This is a genomic window from Candidatus Buchananbacteria bacterium, assembly GCA_013359225.1.
Lineage (GTDB): Bacteria > Patescibacteriota > Patescibacteriia > Buchananbacterales > UBA6539 > JABWCG01.
The window spans coordinates 224263-244617 of sequence record JABWCG010000001.1; the positions used below are offsets into that span (position 1 = coordinate 224263).

Sequence of the window (20355 nt, forward strand, 5' to 3'; positions counted from 1 at the left end):
ATGCCAAAAGTTTCTGTTTTAATGCCGGCTCACAATGCATCGACTTACCTCGGTGAGTCGATTCAAAGTATTCTTAATCAAAATTTTAAAGATTTTGAGTTTGTTATTGTTGACGACGCTTCGACCGACGGTACGTGGTCGATACTTGAGCAGTATGCCGCTACTGATGATCGGATTAAAATTGTTCGTAATCAAGAAAATTTAGGCATTGCCGCCACCAGAAACCGTTTGTTAGGTTTGGCAACCGGTGAATATATTGCCTGGCAGGACGCTGATGATATTTCGCAGCCATGGCGGTTGAATAAGCAGGTTAGTGTACTTGATCAAAACCCTCATATTGGCATCTGCGGCGGGTATCTGGAATTTTTTAATAAAAACAAAGTTTTAGGGGTTCGCCGTTATGCGGCAACTGACAAGATGCTGCGACAGAATATTTTTCGTTTTTCGCCGGTTGCTCAACCGGTTGCCATGATTCGCCGTGAAGCGATCAACCGCGCCGGTCATTTTGAATCCGGAATTGACGTTGCCGAAGATTTATTGATGTCTTTTAAAATTGGTCAGTGGTATCAATTTGCCAATGTTCCTGAGGTATTATTGCGATATCGCCAACAGTCTAATTCCATTACGTTTAAAAAATTAAAAACGTTGGAATTAAATACCTTAAAAATCAGAAATGAATTTCGCACCAATCCGGCCTATCAATTCAGGTTTGCTGATGCTGCCTATAACTTGTTGCAGTTAGTGACATTGTATCTTTCGCCGGTTAGTTTAAGAATTTGGCTATTTAATACTTTGCGCAATTCAAAACGATGAGTTCTCAAACGCCAAAGATTTCAGTTATTATGCCATTTTATAACGCGGCGGCGTTTTTAGCCCCGGCGTTAGAAAGTATTTTAAATCAAACCTTTCGTGACTTTGAATTAATTTTAATTAATGATGCTTCAACTGATAATTCCGACCAGATTGTTCAGCGCTATTTAACCGACCAGCGTATCATTTATATTAAAAATAAGGTTAATCAGGGGATTGTTTTTAATCTTAATCTGGCTTTACAGCGGGCTCAATCTGAAATTATCGCCCGCATGGATGGCGATGACGTTTGCGAACCGGATCGTTTTGCTAAACAGTATGAATTTTTGCAGCAGCATCCCGAGGTTGCGGCGGTTGGCAGCTTTATTAAAATTATTGATGAAAATGGAAAAATAATTGATCAACGGACTAAACCGGTTGATTTTGAACAGATGAAAAAGAAACTTCTGGTTTATTCGCCTGTCGTCCACGCCAGCTTATTGTACCGAAAATCAGCAGTTTTAGCCCTTGGCGGTTATCGTGATAAATATCTTTATTGCGAAGATATTGATTTGTTTTATCGCTTGGTCTATTCAGGACATATCTTAGCGAATATACCAGAATTTTTATATTATTATCGTTATCATCATGATTCGGTAGCTCATCGGTCAAAATTATTGGCCAAAAAAATGTTGTTACTTAGGCATGAAACGATTACGAGTTTTAGTTTAAAGGTACCTAGAAAGCAGTGGTTGATGATCTATTTGCAATATTTTATCGGTATCGGGCTGTCTGGCCGTCAGCGGCAGATGTTTGAAGGCTGGTATAAGAAAATTTTTTATCATGGTAAATAATATTAAACAATTCATTTTTAAACATTGGGATTGGCTTGTCTTTGGCGTTCTAGCTTTGATGGCACTGGGGTATCTGATTGTTCAGCGCGGCGTCTGGGCATTTGCCGACAGCGGTTTTTATTATCCCACTCTCAGGCAGGCGCTGGAAGTTGCTTTGTCAAAGTTTGGCTTTTTCTCCAATACTGACGGTTTCTATTTTGGTTTTGACAGCAGTTCAATTAGCTTTTCTCATTTATTAGCTGCATTTTATCAGGTGATTTTAACATTCTTGTTTGGCGCTGATCTTGGTCAGATTATGTATTATTTTTTGTATTATTTTTTGGCTTTTTATTTTGGCGCCAAGTTGTTAGAAACGCTGTTTCCTCATTTTGGTAAAACGGAAACCAAAATTGGTGCGTTATTTTTGGCGTTTAATCCGATTTCAATTTTGCTAGTAACGTTGTATGTCATCTCATACGTTTATGTTGCTTTTATTATCTTTTTGTATGCATTTTTAAACTATCTCAAAGACGGGAAGATTAGGATGCTTGCTTTGTCGGCATGTTCCGGGATTTATCTGCTGTCATATTTTCGGCTGATCCCGATTGTTATCGTTACCTGTTTGATGATTGGTTTTATTTTTTTTGATAAAAAATATTTTAAGCCCGAACGATTTTTTTTGGCGCTGGCGATTTTTATTTTGGTCGGTAGCCCATTCATTGTTGGCAACGTTTTATCATTCACCAGTTCGGAAAACGTGGTTGGGTATTACCAGGAGGCTTTTGATAAATATACTAAGGCCAATTATGAATTCAAGAGCTCGTTTATCAACGCATTTGCTAATCCCGGAGGTTTTACTCCCTCAACGTTGAGTTTTTTCTATAATAACCGGGGTTTGCCGGGGTTTGCCGACAATTTCGCGGTCAAGGATTCTTTTGAGTTTTATAAAGCTATCCAAATTATTTTTAACATTGGCTTATTAATTTTAGCGTTGGTATTGTTTAAAAACAAAACCAATCTGAAGATTATTGCTTTGATTTTAGTGGTATTTTTAATAAATACTTTGGGATTTTTTTCCGATGAACATTTTTTCAACCTAGCCAATAACAGTTTTTTGGTTTTTTTGTACAACGATTACGGTTTTATGCAATTTACCCAGAGTTTTTTGTATGCTTTTTTGATTGCTATTGTGCTGTTTGAAACCGGACGGCACCACCATCAGTTTAAAAAGACGTTATTCGCCGGAATGATTGTTTTGTATTTATTGGTTAATTTATTGCCGCTACTGTCGGGGCATTATGGGCTCAAGAAAGTGGGTGATATTCCCGAAAGTTACCAAAAAACATTTTTTACACCCAAATCCTATGGGTTTAAGGAAGCGTCGCTTTTCACGCCGTACCACTGGCTTAATTTTGAGTGGTCGCCTTATTTTTTGGATTTTAATGTTTTCCCTTATTCTAAATACAAGAGTTTAGTGATCCCGAATTTACGGTTATTGGATAATAATTTTGTGGAATTTTATAACCGCATTTATGAAGATTTCAAACGGCCGGGTCTGTCTAATTTGTTTATATTTAACATTAAAAATATTTTTGCTTTTCATGATGTTGTTGATGCTAATAAAAATATTGACACATATAAAGTCGTCAATTTGGAAAATAACAGCCAAAAAATCAACAATGAACTAATTCATCGTTCGGATTTGAATGTTGTCGAGAGCAACTATCACTTTACTCATTATCGGTTTGCCAGTGCTGATGATTTTGATTATTTTATCTATTCGCCAAAATCTATTTTGGATGTCGGTTTTGAAAATTTTTACCTTAAAAATTTTGATTTAAGCAGCAAGCCGGTGTTATTAAATAAAGATGAATATAATCTGGTTAATACGATTAAAGACATTAATTTTGAACTTAATTCACCGTATATTTTTGTTAAAGCCTCGCCGAATAATTCAAACAAGTATTACCTTAAATTGAAAGTTAATAAAAATTATCCGTTTTTAATTCAGCTTAATCAGACTTTTTCTCCGTTTTGGAGGCTGTATTTTGTTGATCAAAAAACTTGGGATCAGATATCATGTCAGTCGCAGTGGCAGGAATATTGGCTGACTCAGAATAGCAAGTGTGCCGTTGGCGGTACAGCGCTTGATTTTAGGGATTTTGGTCTGCTTGATAATAAATTTTTGAAGCGCGAAAACCATTTACGGGGAAACTTAGCTGGCAACGCTTTTTTAATCACGCCGCAGGATATTCCAGACGAATTTCAGGACGGTGAAGATTTATATTTAGTGTTATACTTCAATAAGCAGCTTTATTATATTATTACTTTGTTGATTTCCGCATCTGTTCTGTTAGTGCTGATAGTGTTTACCATTGTTCAAAAGAAATATGAAAATCATCGTTAGAAAAATTATCCTAGTATTATCAGTATTAACCTTGATCGGTTATGTCAGTTTTGGTGTGGTTAGTAAAAAGATTAATTTTATTTATCAGCCATTCCGTGCTGACCATTTGTCGTTGGCGTTTACGGCAACTGATAGTCGAGCCGAACAGGTGCCGTATTTATTGGCAGATATTAAAGAGTTAAAGAATGGCAATAATTCCACGGGTGTAATTTTATATAATGATATTAATAAGCAAAAGAATTTAAGTGTTATTGCCTCAATGGCAGACGACATTTATATTAGCTTATTTAACCAGTCGCAATTAACCGACGACTTGTCATCAAAATTCAATAATAATATTAATATTGCTTTTCCGTTTGATTTGAGATTTCATCTGGCGCACGACAGTAACGTGACTTTGAAATATGATAAAGTAAATCAGTCGCTGAATTTAGTTTACAAGGGTCAAACGCTGCAGATCAACGATGATTTAAAGAGTTTTGACGATTTTGTTATTTATCGCTTGCCAGGCATTAGTCCTGACAGTTTAATTAAAGTCGGTGAGCTGGTTGTTAATTTGGCAACATATCCTAACGATTTAAGCGTGCCGTTGGACCAATTAACTTCGCAGTCTTTTGAAATCTATCGATCGGCCGACCAAAATTTATTGGTTTCACAAAACTATTCTTTCGAGCAGGGTCGCTGGACTCCGCAAGTCGGGGATTGCAGCGCGTATTTGCCTGGAGATGCGGCAATAAAAATGGACTTAATTGGCAATCCAAGCGGTGGCCAGGCGCTAAAAATCTCTTCAACTAATCACTATGCCTGTACCTTTAAGCCGTTTAGTGTCAGCCTTAATACAAACCTGTTGTATGTTTTTTCTTTTGACTATCAAAATCTGACAGGTGATGAAATTCGATACTACCTTTATTTAAAAAACCAAATTGATCAAACACAGGAGAAATTTGATTCATTTAATGCCCAGGATCGTAATTGGCATAAATATCAAACCGTTATCAAGCCAACCATTGACCAGGCGGATGAAATGACTGTTTATGTTTACGCACCGTCGGAAGGTGATCGCGAGATAACAAACGTCTATGACAATTTTCAACTTGGTTCATACGTGCTTGATCGAACAGTTACTCTTGAAGGTTTAAAAACTGATACCAACTACGGTACCAATAATGTGGTTACTCTAAAAGTCGGTGAAAATAATTTTAGATTTCCTCGAACTACCACAAATCTGTTGAAAGATTTCAACCCCTCATTTGAACAGGGCTTGTGGGATCAGGAGGCCGGGGACTGCAGCAACTACCTTGACGGCAAACCTCAGTTTTTGATGATGTCTGACATACGTGCTACTGACGGGGAAAAATCATTGCGCTTATCATCGGCCAATCATTTTGCCTGCACGATTCGTTCATTTCCCATTGTTTTGACTTCGGATATGTTGTATAAATTAAGCTTTGATTATAAATCAATTGAAGGCGACAAGGTTCAGTATTACTACACCATCAAAAATGATTTTGGTCAGGTGCAGGAAAAATTTGATTCGTTTGAGGGTTTAGACCCGGCCTGGCAGCGGTTTGAAGAAATTATTGACCCAAAGATTGTTGATGCTAACAATTTTGATTTTTATTTTTATGCTCCTTCGGACGGTTCGGTAAAAATTACAAATCTTTATGATAATCTGCGGCTTGAGGAATTTGCGCCAAAAGAAATATTTTCTTACTTTTTATATTTTAATCAGCCTGAGAAAAACAGCAACAACAATTCATCTACTATCATTATAAGTTCCGACAGCATTTGGCGCCACGCGGTTGACTTAAAAAATATCAACAGTTCTTTTCTGCTTGTGTACCCGGAACAGTATGATGATTCCTGGAAATTACATACTGCTCAAAATACATTTACCATTGCTGACAACCTTCATTTTGAAATTGACGGCCATGGCAACGGCTGGTGGATTTCAGTTTTTGACCTTTGTATTGATAAAAAGATATGCGAGCAGAACGCTGACGGTAGTTATAATATGTCGTTAGTGATTGAAAATACTAAATTTAAAAAACTACAATTGGTATTTTTTGCTTTGTTGTTTATCGAGTTTATTATCTTGTTATTTAGTTATGGCAAAAGAAAGTAAACAATTGAAGATAAATTTTCGGCGTAACTACCGGGTTTTAACCTTCGCCACTTTAGGATTATTGGCTTTTTGTTTTCTATTTTTAGTGATGGCCGATAATGATCTTGCCAATATTGTTGCGGCTTTCATCTATCTTTTTTTGTCATTGTTAGTGGTATTGCAAATTTTTGAATACCTGTGGCAGCCGGAAATTTTTGATCGTGCGCCGTCCGATAAGAAGTCAGTTCTGGTTGAACGAATCAGTCTTTTAAAATCGCGCGAATACCGCAGCACATATCAAAAACGCTACTGGCGTTGGCAGCGGGTTATTAATTTAGCGGTTATGGTGGTTTTCTTTGTGGTTTTTGGTGTTACTGCTTCAATTTTTAAAAATTTCTGGAGCTTGGTTTCGTTAGTGCTTGTTTTAACTGTTGTAAACTTTTTGTTGTTTTACTATGATTTTGCAGATCCAAATAATTTTGTTACCAAGCGCGTGGGTAATTATTTAAAATCAACTAGCCGCGAGAACTATGAAATATTCAGGCAGTACTTTTCCAAACGAAACAACGTCTTGATTTTAATTGTTAATTTTTGCGTCTTAATGATGTTTTTGATGTTATTTGGCTTTAGTCTGGTTAATTACGGAAAGTTACTCTCATTTGGATTTATTTTATTTATCATTAACAGTGTTTTAATTCTTGATGCTAAAAATGATGAAGAATATTACCGATAATATTAAGGCCGACGGATTGGCAATTAGCTTTTTTCTGGTTGTTACCGTAATCATTTTGTGGCAGTTGCTATTGCCTGGCTACATTTTGACGCTTGATATGGTTTTTACGCCCCAACTACGAGCATATCTTGAGCCGGGAAGTTTTAGTAACCTTATGCCAATTAAATTTATTTTAGTCGTTATCAATGCGTTATTGCCATCGTGGGTAATTCAAAAAATTATTTTGCTTTCAATTTTCTTTTGTTCTGGGTATTTGGCTTACAAATTTTTGCCGGTGCCAAAAACATACGGGGCTTCACTGTGGGCGGGGTTGATGTATATGGCAAACCCGTTTGTGTATCAAAGGCTATTAGCCGGCCAGTGGCTTGTTTTGCTGGCATATATATTTTTACCGTTGTTGCTTCATCTTATTTTTTGCTATGGAATCAAACCAAATTTTCAGAATGCTCTAAAATTGGCAACCATTCTATTTGTTATTAGTTTATGTTCGCTGCATTTTTTGGTTATTGGTTTGATCGCCGGATCAATTATTTTAATAATTCATTTGTCACGTGAAATTTATTCTGGAAACCGATCATACCTCAAAAACTTTTTTATCAATACAGCGGTTTTGGGTGCTGCATTGCTGATTGCTAGTAGTTTTTGGCTAGTGCCCTTTTTATTGAACCAATCTCAATCAATTATTACAACGATTGATCAGCGTGATTTTTCAGCGTTTGCCACTGCTGGTGATCCAAGGCTTGGAACGCTGTTTAATGTTTTTTCACTTTACGGTTTTTGGGCAGAAGCTTTGGCCTGGTCTGGCTACTTTTTGTGGCCTAAGACGAACTTCATTTTTTGGTTGCTGGTATTAGCGGCATTGGCTATTGTCATTCTAATCGGCATCGTAAAAACATTGCGCGGCCAAAATAAAATTCAGGGAATTAGTTTTTTGGCGCTAACAATTGTTGCAGCTATTTTATCTGTTGGAATGGGGGAGAGTATTTTTAAAAATATCAACCAGTGGATTTTTAATCATTTTTGGTTTTGGTCGGGGTTACGCGATACACAAAAGTTTAGCGCTTTATTAGTGGCAGGCTACGCTTATTTTGGCGGGGTTGGATTTTTTGTCTTAGTCGAAAAGGCAAAAAAGTTTTTTGCTAAAACAGACGTGGTGATTTTTGCGTTGATGATTTTGCCGGTGCTGTATACTTATACGTTATTTGGCGGTCTTGCTCGGCAGTTGCAACCAGTGTGGTATCCGGCTAGTTGGCAGGAGACCGTTAAGATTTTAGAAGCTGATCCGTCAGAATATAGAGTGCTATTTTTACCTTGGCACCAGTATTTGTCTTTTGATTTTAACCGAAAACTGCTGATTCAAAATCCGGCAAAAGATTATTTTGGGCCGAAAATCATTCAGGGTGAAAATATGGAGCTTGAATCAATTTATAGCAAGAATATCAACCAAGAGGTTGAGGGAGTGCAGCAGGTTTTGGCCATGTCAGGCGTTGATTCAACCGATCAAATTATTGAAAATTTGGCTAAATTTAGCATAAAATATATTATTTTTAGCCATGATTTAGATGAAGTCAGCCAGCCGATAGATTTTGATCCGGCAACGTCCAGTAAGGTGCGCTTGGTTAAGGATTTTGGTGACTTGACAATATACGAAATTATGTTATAAGATGATAAACTATTTTAAGAAAGTAGTTATTTAATATAAGGAAAAATATCATGAAAGAATTAATCAACATCGCGCGTAAGCATATCGTTTTAACCTTGCTGTCGGCTGCTGCCATCGTAGCGGTTACCGGTCAGCTTGGCATTGGTGAATTTTTGAATAACCGTTCAGCCTATGGGTATGGCGGCGGCTTGGGTTATTTAATTAGACCGATTATTTCAATTAACCGGCCATTATTAATTCCCGAAGCTGGTCGTGAAGGACAGTTATTTAAACACTTTACGGATGCTACTGTTAAAGTTGAAGTTCCGCCGCGAGCTGTTGCTGGTTATGCCTTGTTTGATGTTGATCAGCTTATTATTGGTGCTGGTGATAATGTTTGTAGCGGTAGTGGCGAAATTATTGGTAACAAGGCTTTTACCGTCAAGGCCACAAATCAAAATGGCAGTTCAATCAATACCTTTGAAGACAATCTTATTGTTTCAATCACTATGCCGGGTTTGCCGGTTAATTCCTCAAATCTTGGGGTATATTATTTCAACACTAACCATCAGTGGGTGTACGGCGCTCCGGCAGTATTTAATGTTGAAAACAGTGAAGTCACTTTCCAAATTCGGGACCTGGGAACTTTTGCCATTATCAACGCTTCAGGTTTGCCGCGCTTGATTGAGTCAGAAACCCGCTGTCAGGGCGTGGTGCTTGGTGTTAAAGATTTTGAAGAGGGTGCAATTTTAAGAACTTGTGATGCTCAGATGTATGAAATTCAGAATAATCAAGCGGTCAGTATCGGCCGATTGGATTTAATCAACCGAACTTATGAAAGTAAACCGGTTAATGACGTTGACTACGATGTAATCGTTCGTTATACCAAACCAGGAACTGAACCAGTTAGTCGTCAAAAGAATTTTTCTGATGGAGAATTATTGCGAACTTGTGACTGGAAAATTTATCGTATTGAGGGTGATGGATTCCGTCACATTAAAACCTACACGGAACTTCAGAAATATTGGGAAGGACAAACTATCAATAACGTTGATTATTGGCAGATTGCCAAATACCGCAACTTGGATTACAGCCCAGACAGCTTAACGCCAGGACAGCAGTCTCAGGTGCTGGGCGCTAAAACATATGCTAAAGGCACGTTTGTAAGAACTCCAGATAGCAAGGTTTATGTTGTTGAAGATTCAACGGTCCGGTTTGTTGTTGAATTGCCAAAGTCAACAAATCTATATACTGGAGCTCGAGTGATTGATATTGAGTTTGATGATTTAGTTGAACTTCGAACCGAATTGGCTGGTTCTGAAGCTCGGGTGCTCGGTGTTAAAAGTTATGGCGACGGTGCTCTGCTACGAACCCGTGATTGGAATGTATACCGCGTTGAAGGTACCAAGATTCGCAAAGTTGGTGTTGTCGTCGGACCAAATGCCGACACTTTAAACGGCCAAAAAGTTATTGATGTTGACTATGCGACTTTGGCGTACTACACGAAAGTTGAAGATACGACCGTTGCCGCCCCGGCTGTAACCGGCGGCCAGGTGTTGGGCGTTAAGCAGTATGCCGACGGCACTTTATTGCGAGTCCCAGACGGCCGGGTTTTTGTGGTCCGAAACGGCAAACCGCAGCATATTGCCACTCTTGATGAATTAAACAAAAATTATCCCGGTGTCAAAATTATCAGTATTACCACCGCTGAGCTAGACAATTTGATTAATGGTGCCTCTCAGGTAACCACCGGCGGGCGGGTATTAGGAGTCAAAAAGTATGGTGACGGTAGCTTGCTGAAGACGCCAGATTGGAAGCTTTATGAAGTAAAAGATGGGCGAGTTCATCATATTGCAACTATTCCGGGATCTCAGGATTTCTATCAGGGTAAAAAAATTAATCAGGTAACCTACGAGGAACTGGCCCAGTACGAACAGGCCCAGTAATAATGTATATTTTCAAATAGCCCCGAACGTTCGGGGCTATTTTTTTTGGAATTTTTTATTTCAATGCTATACTATACGGTAGCATGAACCACCTCAAAAATTATAAAAAATTGATTACAGTTCTAATCCTGGTTAGCACCACGCCATTTTTGTTTTTGTTTTCTAAAGTGAATTTTTCTTTATTCTTTTCAAATCAATCCACCTTTTGGAACAGTTTCGTGCTGGTGTTTGCTAATGTTGCAGGATTTATTGGTGCGGTGTTGTTATTTTGGCAAATGATTTTAGGCTCACGGTTTGTGACTTCAAAGTTAACCGATGACACCGTAGGCATGAATTTGCTCCATCGCTGGCTAGGAACCTACGGTACGATTTTTATTCTGATCCATCCATTGCTTGAAGCGTATAACTATACTGTCAGTTGGTGGTGGTTGTTTACGTTTAATATTTCAAACGAACTGGAAGAACATGTTACCTATGGTCGGATTGCTTTGCTTTTGTTTTTGTTAATTTGGGTGACAAGCGCTATTTTAAGAAGCAAAATGAAATATCGGCCGTGGCTTTACATTCACTATCTGGCATATCCGCTAATGGGTTTTGTTTTTATTCACGCCTTGGATTTGGGCAGCTATCTGGCCGAGTACCTATATTTGAAAGTGATTTGGTTTTCGATGATCACGCTGTTTGTTTGGGTAGTAATAAATCGGTTGGCAATTTTTGCCGGGTTTGGCTCGGTAAAATATCAGCTGATTGATAAAAAAATGGTTGGCGAAAATATTGTGCTATTAACCCTGCAGCCGCTTCGTAAAAAGTTAAGCTCAACAATTGGTCAACATTTTTATATTAAATTAAAACGTTTGGGAGTTGCCCATCCGTTTACGATTATGGAGTACGATGGCGTTACCGGCCATTTAACTTTCGGTATCCGAATGACGGGCAAATTTACCAAGCAGCTTAAGGATTTGCCAGTCGGCCATCTTTTTTATCTGGAAGGTCCTTATGGAGTTTTTACCCGTGAAGCCCAAAATAACGATCCGAAAGTGATTATCGCTGGCGGGATTGGCATTACGCCGTTTGTTCAGTTGGTTAAGAAATTCGGCGATAACACAGTCTTTTTTTATTGTAATCGGTCGTTGGAGGATGCTGTCAGTCGCGATGAATTAATTCGGGCAGTTGGTAAAAATTATTACGACGTTATCAATCAGCATAATCGTGAATTATCAGCTAACATTATTAACGGTAAAATGAGTGCGAAACATATTATTCAAGTTGTTGGTGAACAAAATGTTGCCAATCGAAACTATTTTATTTGTGGCAGCGCAAAATTCGTTAAGTCAGTTGAAAAAATCCTTCAATCAATCGGCGTCGCTAAATCAAAAATTTATTACGAAGAACTTGGCTTTTAAATTAGCTTTGTCACAAATAGGCAAATAATTTTTTGTTTTAGATTTAGTAATTGACATTGCCATGTTTTTATGTTATATTAGATTTTTCACTGTATAACTACCTTGAAAATCGATAAATACTTAACATATCGGCAAGAAATTATTTTATTGCCGTCAATTGCCTCGATTGCTATTTTTGTCATGTTGATTGACCTGAATTTGAATTCGAGACCAAAAATCTATGACAAAAATAGACTCACATTCATTTAATTTTAACAACTTGGGAATTAGTCCCAGGATTCTTGATATTCTGCAAGAGTTGCATTTTCATGAACCGACTCCGATTCAGGCAAAGTCAATTCCAGAAGCTATTAACGGCAAAGACCTTGTTGGCATCGCTCAGACTGGTACTGGTAAAACGTTGGCGTTTGGCATTCCGATGATTCAACGATTGGGCCAAACTGGTGGTCGCGGACTGGTGCTGTTGCCGACTCGCGAATTGGCAAGTCAAGTGAATGCCACTTTAAAGACGGTTGGTGCCAAGCTTGGGTTGCGAACAGCGGTACTGATCGGCGGCGAATCAAAAAATATCCAGCTAAAAACGTTACGGCAAAAACCGCATATTATTGTGGCCACGCCGGGACGTTTGATTGATCATATTAAGAGCGGTTCAATCCATTTGAACGATATTAAAATTTTAGTGTTAGACGAGGCGGACATGATGTTTGACATTGGTTTTGCTCCTCAGATTGCCGAAATTTTAAAATCAGTGCCGGCCCAACGGCAGACAATGTTGTTTTCGGCAACAATGCCTCAGGCTATTATGGTATTAGTGGCAAAGCATATGAGGTTGCCGGTTAACATTGAAGTCGCACCATCGGGCACGCCGGCAGAAAAAGTTAATCAGGAAATGGTAGTGATCACAAAAGAAGCTCGAGTTGGCCAGTTGGAAAAAATCTTGAATTCGTATCACGGTTCTGTGTTGGTTTTTTGCCGCACTAAACACGCCGTCAAAAAGTTGACTGTTCGAGTCAGACAAATGGGGCATCAGGCCGCTGAAATTCATTCCAGCCGTTCTCTAAATCAGCGCAGTGCCGCTTTGCAGGCGTTTAAAACCGGCAAGGTGCGAGTATTGGTCGCTACTGATATTGCCGCTCGCGGAATTGATGTAAAAGGTATTGAATTGGTCTTGAATTTTGATCTGCCGGAAAACGCCGAAGATTATGTCCACCGCATTGGCCGAACCGGCCGCGCCGGCAGTACCGGCCAGGCGATTAGTTTTGTTTCACCAACTGAGATGCGTGAAGTTCAAAAAATTGAACAGATTATTAAAAAAACAATTCCATTAACTAAGTTGGCTGAGCCGGAATACGGCGTTTACAATTCGCCTCGTCGGGTGCAAACTAAGCATTCGTTTAGTTCGCGTAAACAGATTTCAAATTTGGGCCGAAGTCCCCGGCGTCGTGAGTGGCAGCGAAATTCAAAATTTAGTCGGAATAAAAAATTTAACAAACCCAGCAACCGAAAACGGTATTAATATACAATCATGGAATATAAAGAAATCAGAAATATCGCCATCATCGCTCACGTTGACCACGGCAAAACAACCCTGGTTGACGGTTTAATGCGTCAAACGGGGATGGTTGAAGAGGGTGTTAGCATGGATTCAAATGATCTGGAGAAAGAACGCGGCATTACGATTTACGCTAAAAACGCCTCGTTGATCTACCATGGCACTAAAATTAATATTGTTGACACTCCCGGTCACGCTGATTTTAGTTCGGAAGTCGAGCGGGTACTACGGTCAATTGATTCGGTAATTTTAGTGGTTGATGCTCAGGAAGGCCCGATGCCGCAGACCCGATTTGTTTTAAAAAAATCTTTAGAGCTTGGCTTAAAGCCGATTGTGGTTTTGAATAAAATTGACAAGCCGGCCGCCAACCCGCACCGGGCTCATGATGAAGTTTTGGAGCTTTTTATGGATTTGGGCGCTAACGATGAGCAACTTGATTTTGTGACGGTTTACGCAATCGGCGTGAAAGGTATTGCTAAACGAAACTTAACTGATGAGTCCGACAGCCTTAACCCGTTGCTTGATGTGATTTTAGAAAAGGTTCATCCGGCTCCAAGTGATCGGACTTTGCCGTTGCGGATGCAGCCGTTTAATCTGGGGTATGACGATTATCTCGGACGGCTGGCAATCGGCCGGATTTATGAAGGAAAAATTTCTAAGGGTCAAAAAGTGGTTATTAAGAATACAACCGGCCAATCACGGACGGCGACCATTACTAAAATTTACACCTTTCATGGTTTTGAACGCCAGGATATCCAAACCGCCGGCGCGGGTGACCTGGTGATGATTGCCGGCATTCCCGATATTGATATTGGTGAAACTATTTGTGAAAATGCCGATCAGGAAGCATTGCCGGCAATTTCCATTGACCAGCCAACCATCTCGCTTGATTTATTGGTTAACAACTCTCCATTTGCCGGACGTGACGGGCAGTTTGTTACTAATAGTCAGCTTAACGAGCGATTAAAAAAAGAGCTGGAGGTTAATATTGGTTTAAAAATTGATTTTTCGGCAAAGGATCGTTATCATGTTTCCGGACGTGGCGAAATGCATATTGCGATTTTGTTGGAAAACATGCGGCGCGAGGGATATGAAATGCAGGTATCTCAGCCGCGCGTGATTACTAAGCAAATCGACGGCGTTCTGATGGAGCCATTTGAAGAGGTGACAATTGATGTGCCGTCGAGTTTTTCCGGCTCCGTCATTGAAAAACTTTCTAAGCGCGGCGGTAAAATGGTTAATATGCATCAGCATGAAGACCAGGTGAGAATTTTATTTGAAATCCCGACTCGTGGGTTGCTTGGTTATCGCGGCGATTTTGTGGTTGACACTAAGGGAGAGGGCATTTTGGCTTCCCGCGTCATCGGTTTTAAACCATACGCCGGAGAGATTAAAAAACGTTCAACCGGTTCAATGATTTCAATGATCACCGGCAAAACCTCTGGCTACTCATTAGCTAATTTACAGACTCGGGGGCAAATGTATGTTGGACCAAATGTTGAAGTGTATGAAGGCATGGTTGTCGGTAATGTTGCTAAGGGTGATGATATGGCCGTTAACCCGATTAAAGGAAAACAATTGACCAACATGCGTTCGTCTGGTGCTGATGAGGCAATTCATCTGACGCCGCCATTGCCATTGTCAATTGAACGCGGTTTGGAAATTATGCATGATGATGAATATCTTGAAATCACTCCGAATAACATCAGACTGCGAAAACAGATTTTAACCGAAATTGATCGCGTGAGAGCGAGTCGAAAAAAATAAACTAAATAAAAAACAGGGGATGTAAACCCTCTGTTTTTTATTTAGTTTATTTTAATTTAATTCAGCCAAGAGATCGTCTAAATCCAGTGGTTTAGTAACCATTTCAATCTCACCGCCAGTGTTACGTGGCCATTGCTCTTTGGGGCGATCAGCATATATTTCAATGCCGTTACCATCAGGGTCGGACAGATAAACCGCTTCAGAAACACCGTGGTCGGATGCGCCCTCAATCGGATATCTTGCCGTGATTAATTGCTGTACCGCTCTGGCTAATTCCTTTCGGTTGGGATAAAGAATGGCAAAGTGGTATAGTCCGGTGGTGCCCTTTGGTGGACGCGGTGCATCAACACCAGACCAGGTATTTAAGCCAATGTGGTGGTGATATCCGCCCGCGGATAAAAAAACCGCCGAGTCGCCGTATTTGGTAGTAATTTCAAATCCTAAAATATCTTGGTAAAAGGCAAGCGATTTTTTAAGATCGGAAACAGTTAGGTGGATGTGACCAATAGTAACATGAGGGTGAATTTTTTCCATGATTACTTTTTATTAAATTCCATTTCAGCTTGTTTGGCTAATTCCATGAATTTTGCAGTTTCTTGAACAGAAAAAATTCTTGGTTTGAAATCTTTGACGCAGAAAACAGCCATCGGAAGTCGGCTTTCTTTATCATAAAGGGCAATCCCAGCATAGAAGCGGATTCCTTCTTTGGTAACATGCGGGTTGTCTTTAAAACGCTCGTCACGTTGAGTATCTTCAACTACTAAAATACCTTTGTTGAAAAGAGCGTGGCCGCAAAATGATGTTTCCCGTTTGTCTTCTGAAACATTTAAACCTTGGCACGACTTGAACCATTCCCGGTTTTCATCAATAATGGAAATGGTGGAAATTGGTACCTTAAGTTCTTTGACGGCTGTTTGAGTAATTCGGTCAAACTGTTCTTCTGGGGCAGTATTAAGGATGCCCATTTTTTTTAGGACTTCCAGGCGCTGGTTTTCTTTCGGTGACGTTGGCGCTTTTTTCATAAATTCCTCCTTTGATGTAGTTGTTAACCTATGTTAACAATCGTACAAGTAATTAATTTGTCCTTAGCTTTAATGGTAACAGTATCACCAACTCGGTGGCCCATAATTGCCGAGCCGATCGGGGAATTATGGGAAATAACGCCCTGTGCAGGGTTTGTTTCGGCAGAACCCAAAATCAAGTAGGTTACTTGTTCACCGTTTATTTTGACGGTGACTGTATGGCCAATTTGCACGCTCGTTGAATCGTTCCCGGGCTGGATAATGATTGCCAAGTGCAAATGATTTTCCAAATCAATAATTTTTTGGTTAACACTACGAAGCTTGCCTTTTGCGATTTGGTAGGCGGCATTTTCCGATAGGTCACCCAATTCAGCCAGTCGTCGGACCTCATCAGCAAGCTTCGGCCGAGCCTTTTTAAGGGAATCAAGTTTGTTTTTGAGTTCAGCAAATTTATCCGCCGTAAGATGGGGGTCTGGCTTTTGATGGGTAAATTTCCCCGGTTTTCTGATAGGAACTCGCATAGTGGGTGTTTATAGGGTAGAATTATTTTACCAAAAAATCGCTTAGAAAGCGATTTTTTAGCGTTAAGTGTGGCGATGGAAATTTAGCCAACGCATTTTTTGCAATATTGTAATTTATTTTTTACTTTTCCTTCCTGCACAACTTCAAACAATTCATATGATTCTTTGCCACAGTTTTGACAATACCGAGACTCTCCGGTAACAAATTTTCTTACGCCAGTTCGTCGCTTCGTCACCTTGTTTTTTCCCATATGTTTTAGATTACCTTAACGCTCCTATTCTACCAAATTTTATCTGAAAAATCAAGTGTGACGCCCATTCGAATATCTACTGATTGGCAAAAAATTCAACAATGATGAATATCAGCCAAAACACAAAAAGAGTATACGCTTCTTTTTTGGAAATCGTTCTTCCAGACCTCATGAACCGAAACAGCGCAAACGACGAAATAACCATAAATATGCCGGTGATGTAGATGATTTTTACTGGAAATGAAAACGGATTGATCAGTGCTAGAATGCCCACGACGATCGTGGCGTCAGCCAGTACGGTGCCCAGGATGTCACCGATTGCTAAAGAGTCGTCGCGTTTGCGGACTGATTTGAGAGAAAAAAACAGTTCTGGCATTGTTGTGCCGATTCCAACAACCAACATGCCGACCAGGATCGGACTGACACCTAAGTAGCGCGCCAGTTGGCTAGCGGAGTCTACGGTAAAGTGAGAACCAACTAGCAGTATTATCATACTAAACACCAGCATGATAATACTTTTTTTGTTGGCCTGGCTATTAGAGGCTGCTTTGCTTTCAGCGCCTCTTTTAAATGAAATGTAATAAAATATGCCACCGGCAATAACTAGTGCTAGACCTTCTAGCCGGGAAAAGTGTCCGTCAAAACCAAGAATTAACGGCAAAAGCAACAAGAACGGATAGGTTGAATGATTTTTTAAGATTTTACTTTCAACCTTAAGGCCGCGGCCGGCGACCCAAATAATAATGGCAAAGATTAAAGTCAGGTCGGCAATATTTGAACCAAACAACATGCCGAGTCCGAAAGAGGGTATACCCGCCAGCGCGGCATTGATTGAAATAAAGGTTTCCGGAAGAATTGAAATAATCGCCACGACAATAAAACCAACTGTATATTTTGAAAGATGAAAATTACTTGCCACCATTGCCGCATATTTTGTGGCTAAGGTTGAGCCCCGGATAACTAAGAACAGAGAAACGATAAAAATAAATAGGGTGTTAATCATATTAATCTAGTATAGCAAAAAAATATTCATCCGGCGATTTTGGACGTGAAACGACCCCGAAGTCTTAAGCAGACATCCGGGGTCGTGGGGGTTGAGACGCTAGGGAGTCTTACTCTCTAGCACTCGTGGGGAGCCGGCAAGAACTTGCCGTGTCTCCACTGTTGGCACCAGGCGATGATAATCGTCGGCGCCGCAAACGCGAAGTGAAGGAACGTAAGGGCAACGAGGTTGCCCAGGTTGTGGCTGTTACCCGCGAGCCAACCGCGGCGGTGGGTGATGGCACCAGCGATGATGCCCCAGCCAACCTGCGAAACGAGGATGATGAGCATACCCAGGCCCATCATTTCCGGGGCGAAGATTTCCTTCCCCCAGAACTGCTCGCTCGTGAGCCCGACGCCGACGGCGACGAATGCCGTGAGGTAGGCGAGCATGAACACGTCGAACAGCGCTGCCGCGATAAGCTTTCTCATCTGATTTTGCTCCTGATTTCGCCGGATTGCTCAAACTTGAGATTTCCCAAGTTGGAAGGACCACCCTTCCAATAATCCAGCATTTTCAAAGATAAATATATTATAACATATAATATAAAAAATGTCAATACATTTTGACATTTTTTCGCTTATTTTATTAAAAAACCGCCACGAAAGGCGGTTTTTATTTTTTAAATCAAAAACTAATTAAGTATTATTCAGTGGTTTTACCGTCAAAATGTTCCTGTTCGTCGGCTTGGGCATCTTGCTTAGTTTTGTGGATAACGCCATCACGATGGTTGGGCGGCGAATATAGGGTGTAAAGTTTGAGCGGTTGGTTTGAAGAGGTGTTGATAATGTTATGTTTGGCGCCGGATGGGACCACAATAATAAATCCATCGCTAAGCTCATGTTCAACTCCGTCTAAAACGGCTTTACCCTGGCCGGACTCACAGCGAATGAACTGGTCTAGCTGGTGAATTTCTTCGCCGATATCTTCATTGGGATTTAAGCTCATCACAACCAGCTGGCTGTTTTTGCTGGTGTACAGCACTTGTCTGAAATTTTTATTTTCCAGGCTCAGTTTTTCAATATTAGTGACGTAGCCTTTCATATGTTTAGTTTGTTATTATTTAATGCTTTTGGAAATTAATTTTATTTTTTCTGCTCGCGGCAATTTTTTAAGCTTTGCTTCCGCCCGACTGGCGCTTGAACGAGTACGATATCTTTTAGTATAAACCAATTTAACCGGCCGGCGGCTTTGAGTGTATTTAGCACCAAGCTTTGAGGTATTATGTTCAGTGATCCGACGAATGATGTTGACAGTGATACCGCTATATAAGGTGCCATCGGCACATCTTACTATATATAAGTAATACATTGTCTGGCTGAATTAATGGTTTCAAGCGGTTACGAATGCTTTGCTATATTTAATTATAACAAGAAAACGTTTTTAAAGCGATAATGAAACATTATTTTGTTTTGAGATTAATCTGTGCTAAAATTTTACCATGCGAAATATTTCTTCAAAACTTATAATTTTTTCTCGACGAATGTATCTGAGTTTATTTTTGTTGTCAGTGGTGATTTCCCCGCAAACGGTTTTTGCCGCTGCAAGTTCAACAATACCGTTGGAGCTTACGGTTGGTATGCTGGTAAAGGGTAGTAATCCGGAAATATTTGTTTATCAAGCTGACGGATATTTGCATTGGATTCCGGATGAAGCAACGTTTGTTGCTAATAAATTTTTGTGGGAAGCAGTTATAACTTTAGACGACGAAGAATTGCTTAAACATTCTATTGGTGAGTCGCTTCCGGCGATTGCTCCAACTCCGACCGTTTGGACGGTGGCCGAAACCGAAAAAAAAGTCCGTGAATTTTTTGCTGATATTCCATCAATGATTTCAATTGCTGAATGTGAATCGGGATTTCGTCAATTTAATGATGACGGCACCGTTTTAAAGGGTAGTAATTTATATGTTGGAATTTTTCAGATTGACGAAAAAATTCATGCCGATTGGGCAAAACAATTGGGGCTAGACATTTATACCGTTGAAGGTAATCTCGGGTATGCCAAACATTTGTATGATCAATCCGGCACCAGGCCGTGGGCTGGGTGTGTTAAAGCTCCGGTTTCCAGCTATTCATTGACGGGAAATTTGAAAATGGGGGATGAAAATAAAGAGGTAAAAACACTGCAACAAATTTTGAATAAAATCGGTTATACTGTTGCTAAATCCGGCGTCGGTTCACCTGGCAATGAAACGCAATATTTTGGTTTGTTGACTCGTGAAGCAGTAAAGCGCTTCCAGTGTGCTAAGGGTATTGTTTGCAGTGGAACCCAAGAAACAACTGGCTATGGAATGGTTGGCCCCAAAACTCGCGCCGCACTTTTGAAATAAAGATTTTTTAG

At 39.9% G+C, this 20355-nt stretch carries 19 protein-coding genes; 11 read left to right on the forward strand and 8 right to left on the reverse strand.

The annotated features are described in order from the left end of the window. The 10 genes from HUU49_01245 to typA all read left to right on the forward strand — a co-directional run bounded on the left by HUU49_01245 (position 1) and on the right by typA (position 15176). A complete protein-coding gene (locus HUU49_01245) occupies positions 1–813 on the forward strand; it encodes a glycosyltransferase family 2 protein (protein ID NUM25233.1) in 813 nt (270 codons plus the stop codon). Next, positions 810–1643: a glycosyltransferase gene (locus tag HUU49_01250; protein NUM25234.1), complete on the forward strand. Its 834-nt coding sequence runs from the start codon at positions 810–812 to the stop codon at positions 1641–1643. Before HUU49_01245 ends, HUU49_01250 begins: the two co-directional genes overlap by 4 nt. After that, positions 1633–4029 carry a hypothetical protein gene (locus tag HUU49_01255; protein NUM25235.1) on the forward strand — a complete coding sequence of 799 codons (2397 nt, stop codon included), beginning with the start codon at positions 1633–1635 and terminating at the stop codon, positions 4027–4029. Before HUU49_01250 ends, HUU49_01255 begins: the two co-directional genes overlap by 11 nt. Further along, on the forward strand, positions 4013–6154 hold the full coding sequence (locus HUU49_01260) for a hypothetical protein (GenBank protein ID NUM25236.1): 2142 nt from the start codon (positions 4013–4015) through the stop codon (positions 6152–6154). Before HUU49_01255 ends, HUU49_01260 begins: the two co-directional genes overlap by 17 nt. Continuing rightward, complete coding sequence (locus HUU49_01265) at positions 6138–6866, forward strand: hypothetical protein (GenBank protein ID NUM25237.1); 729 nt, start codon at positions 6138–6140, stop codon at positions 6864–6866. Before HUU49_01260 ends, HUU49_01265 begins: the two co-directional genes overlap by 17 nt. After that, positions 6844–8529, forward strand: a complete 1686-nt coding sequence (locus HUU49_01270) for a hypothetical protein (GenBank protein ID NUM25238.1) — start codon at positions 6844–6846, stop codon at positions 8527–8529. The genes HUU49_01265 and HUU49_01270 overlap by 23 nt, the downstream gene beginning before the upstream one ends. 50 nt (positions 8530–8579) lie before the next feature. Next, positions 8580–10454: a hypothetical protein gene (locus tag HUU49_01275; GenBank protein NUM25239.1), complete on the forward strand. Its 1875-nt coding sequence runs from the start codon at positions 8580–8582 to the stop codon at positions 10452–10454. Positions 10455–10537: 83 nt separating this feature from the next. After that, positions 10538–11857, forward strand: coding sequence for a ferric reductase-like transmembrane domain-containing protein (locus HUU49_01280; protein NUM25240.1), 1320 nt, complete (start codon positions 10538–10540; stop codon positions 11855–11857). A 220-nt stretch (positions 11858–12077) separates the two neighbouring features. Then, positions 12078–13373: a DEAD/DEAH box helicase gene (locus HUU49_01285; protein NUM25241.1), complete on the forward strand. Its 1296-nt coding sequence runs from the start codon at positions 12078–12080 to the stop codon at positions 13371–13373. 9 nt (positions 13374–13382) lie between these two features. Beyond that, positions 13383–15176, forward strand: coding sequence for a translational GTPase TypA (gene typA, locus HUU49_01290; GenBank protein NUM25242.1), 1794 nt, complete (start codon positions 13383–13385; stop codon positions 15174–15176). 51 nt (positions 15177–15227) lie between these two features. Here typA and HUU49_01295 read toward each other — a convergent pair whose 3' ends face one another. The 8 genes from HUU49_01295 to HUU49_01330 all read right to left on the reverse strand — a co-directional run bounded on the left by HUU49_01295 (position 15228) and on the right by HUU49_01330 (position 19323). Beyond that, complete coding sequence (locus HUU49_01295) at positions 15228–15710, reverse strand: VOC family protein (protein NUM25243.1); 483 nt, start codon at positions 15708–15710, stop codon at positions 15228–15230. Positions 15711–15712: 2 nt separating this feature from the next. Next, positions 15713–16198, reverse strand: a complete 486-nt coding sequence (locus tag HUU49_01300; protein NUM25244.1) for a GAF domain-containing protein — start codon at positions 16196–16198, stop codon at positions 15713–15715. A gap of 23 nt (positions 16199–16221) precedes the next feature. Beyond that, the gene (locus HUU49_01305; GenBank protein NUM25245.1) at positions 16222–16719 is read right to left on the reverse strand and encodes a GreA/GreB family elongation factor; all 498 of its coding nucleotides are present in this window, start codon (positions 16717–16719) and stop codon (positions 16222–16224) included. Positions 16720–16802: 83 nt separating this feature from the next. Next, positions 16803–16970 (reverse strand): hypothetical protein, encoded by a 168-nt coding sequence (locus HUU49_01310; protein NUM25246.1) that lies wholly within the window; start codon positions 16968–16970, stop codon positions 16803–16805. 76 nt (positions 16971–17046) lie between these two features. Next, the gene (locus tag HUU49_01315) at positions 17047–17973 is read right to left on the reverse strand and encodes a sodium:calcium antiporter (protein NUM25247.1); all 927 of its coding nucleotides are present in this window, start codon (positions 17971–17973) and stop codon (positions 17047–17049) included. 116 nt (positions 17974–18089) lie between these two features. Continuing rightward, positions 18090–18443, reverse strand: a complete 354-nt coding sequence (locus tag HUU49_01320) for a hypothetical protein (protein ID NUM25248.1) — start codon at positions 18441–18443, stop codon at positions 18090–18092. Between the two features lie 214 nt (positions 18444–18657). Further along, the gene (locus HUU49_01325) at positions 18658–19056 is read right to left on the reverse strand and encodes a cupin domain-containing protein (GenBank protein NUM25249.1); all 399 of its coding nucleotides are present in this window, start codon (positions 19054–19056) and stop codon (positions 18658–18660) included. A gap of 15 nt (positions 19057–19071) precedes the next feature. Then, entirely contained in the window at positions 19072–19323 is a 252-nt protein-coding gene (locus HUU49_01330) for a GIY-YIG nuclease family protein (GenBank protein ID NUM25250.1), read from the reverse strand. Positions 19324–19453: 130 nt separating this feature from the next. On the opposite strand from HUU49_01330, the gene HUU49_01335 reads away from it, so the two are divergent. After that, a complete protein-coding gene (locus HUU49_01335) occupies positions 19454–20344 on the forward strand; it encodes a peptidoglycan-binding protein (GenBank protein ID NUM25251.1) in 891 nt (296 codons plus the stop codon). Positions 20345–20355: the final 11 nt, after the last annotated feature.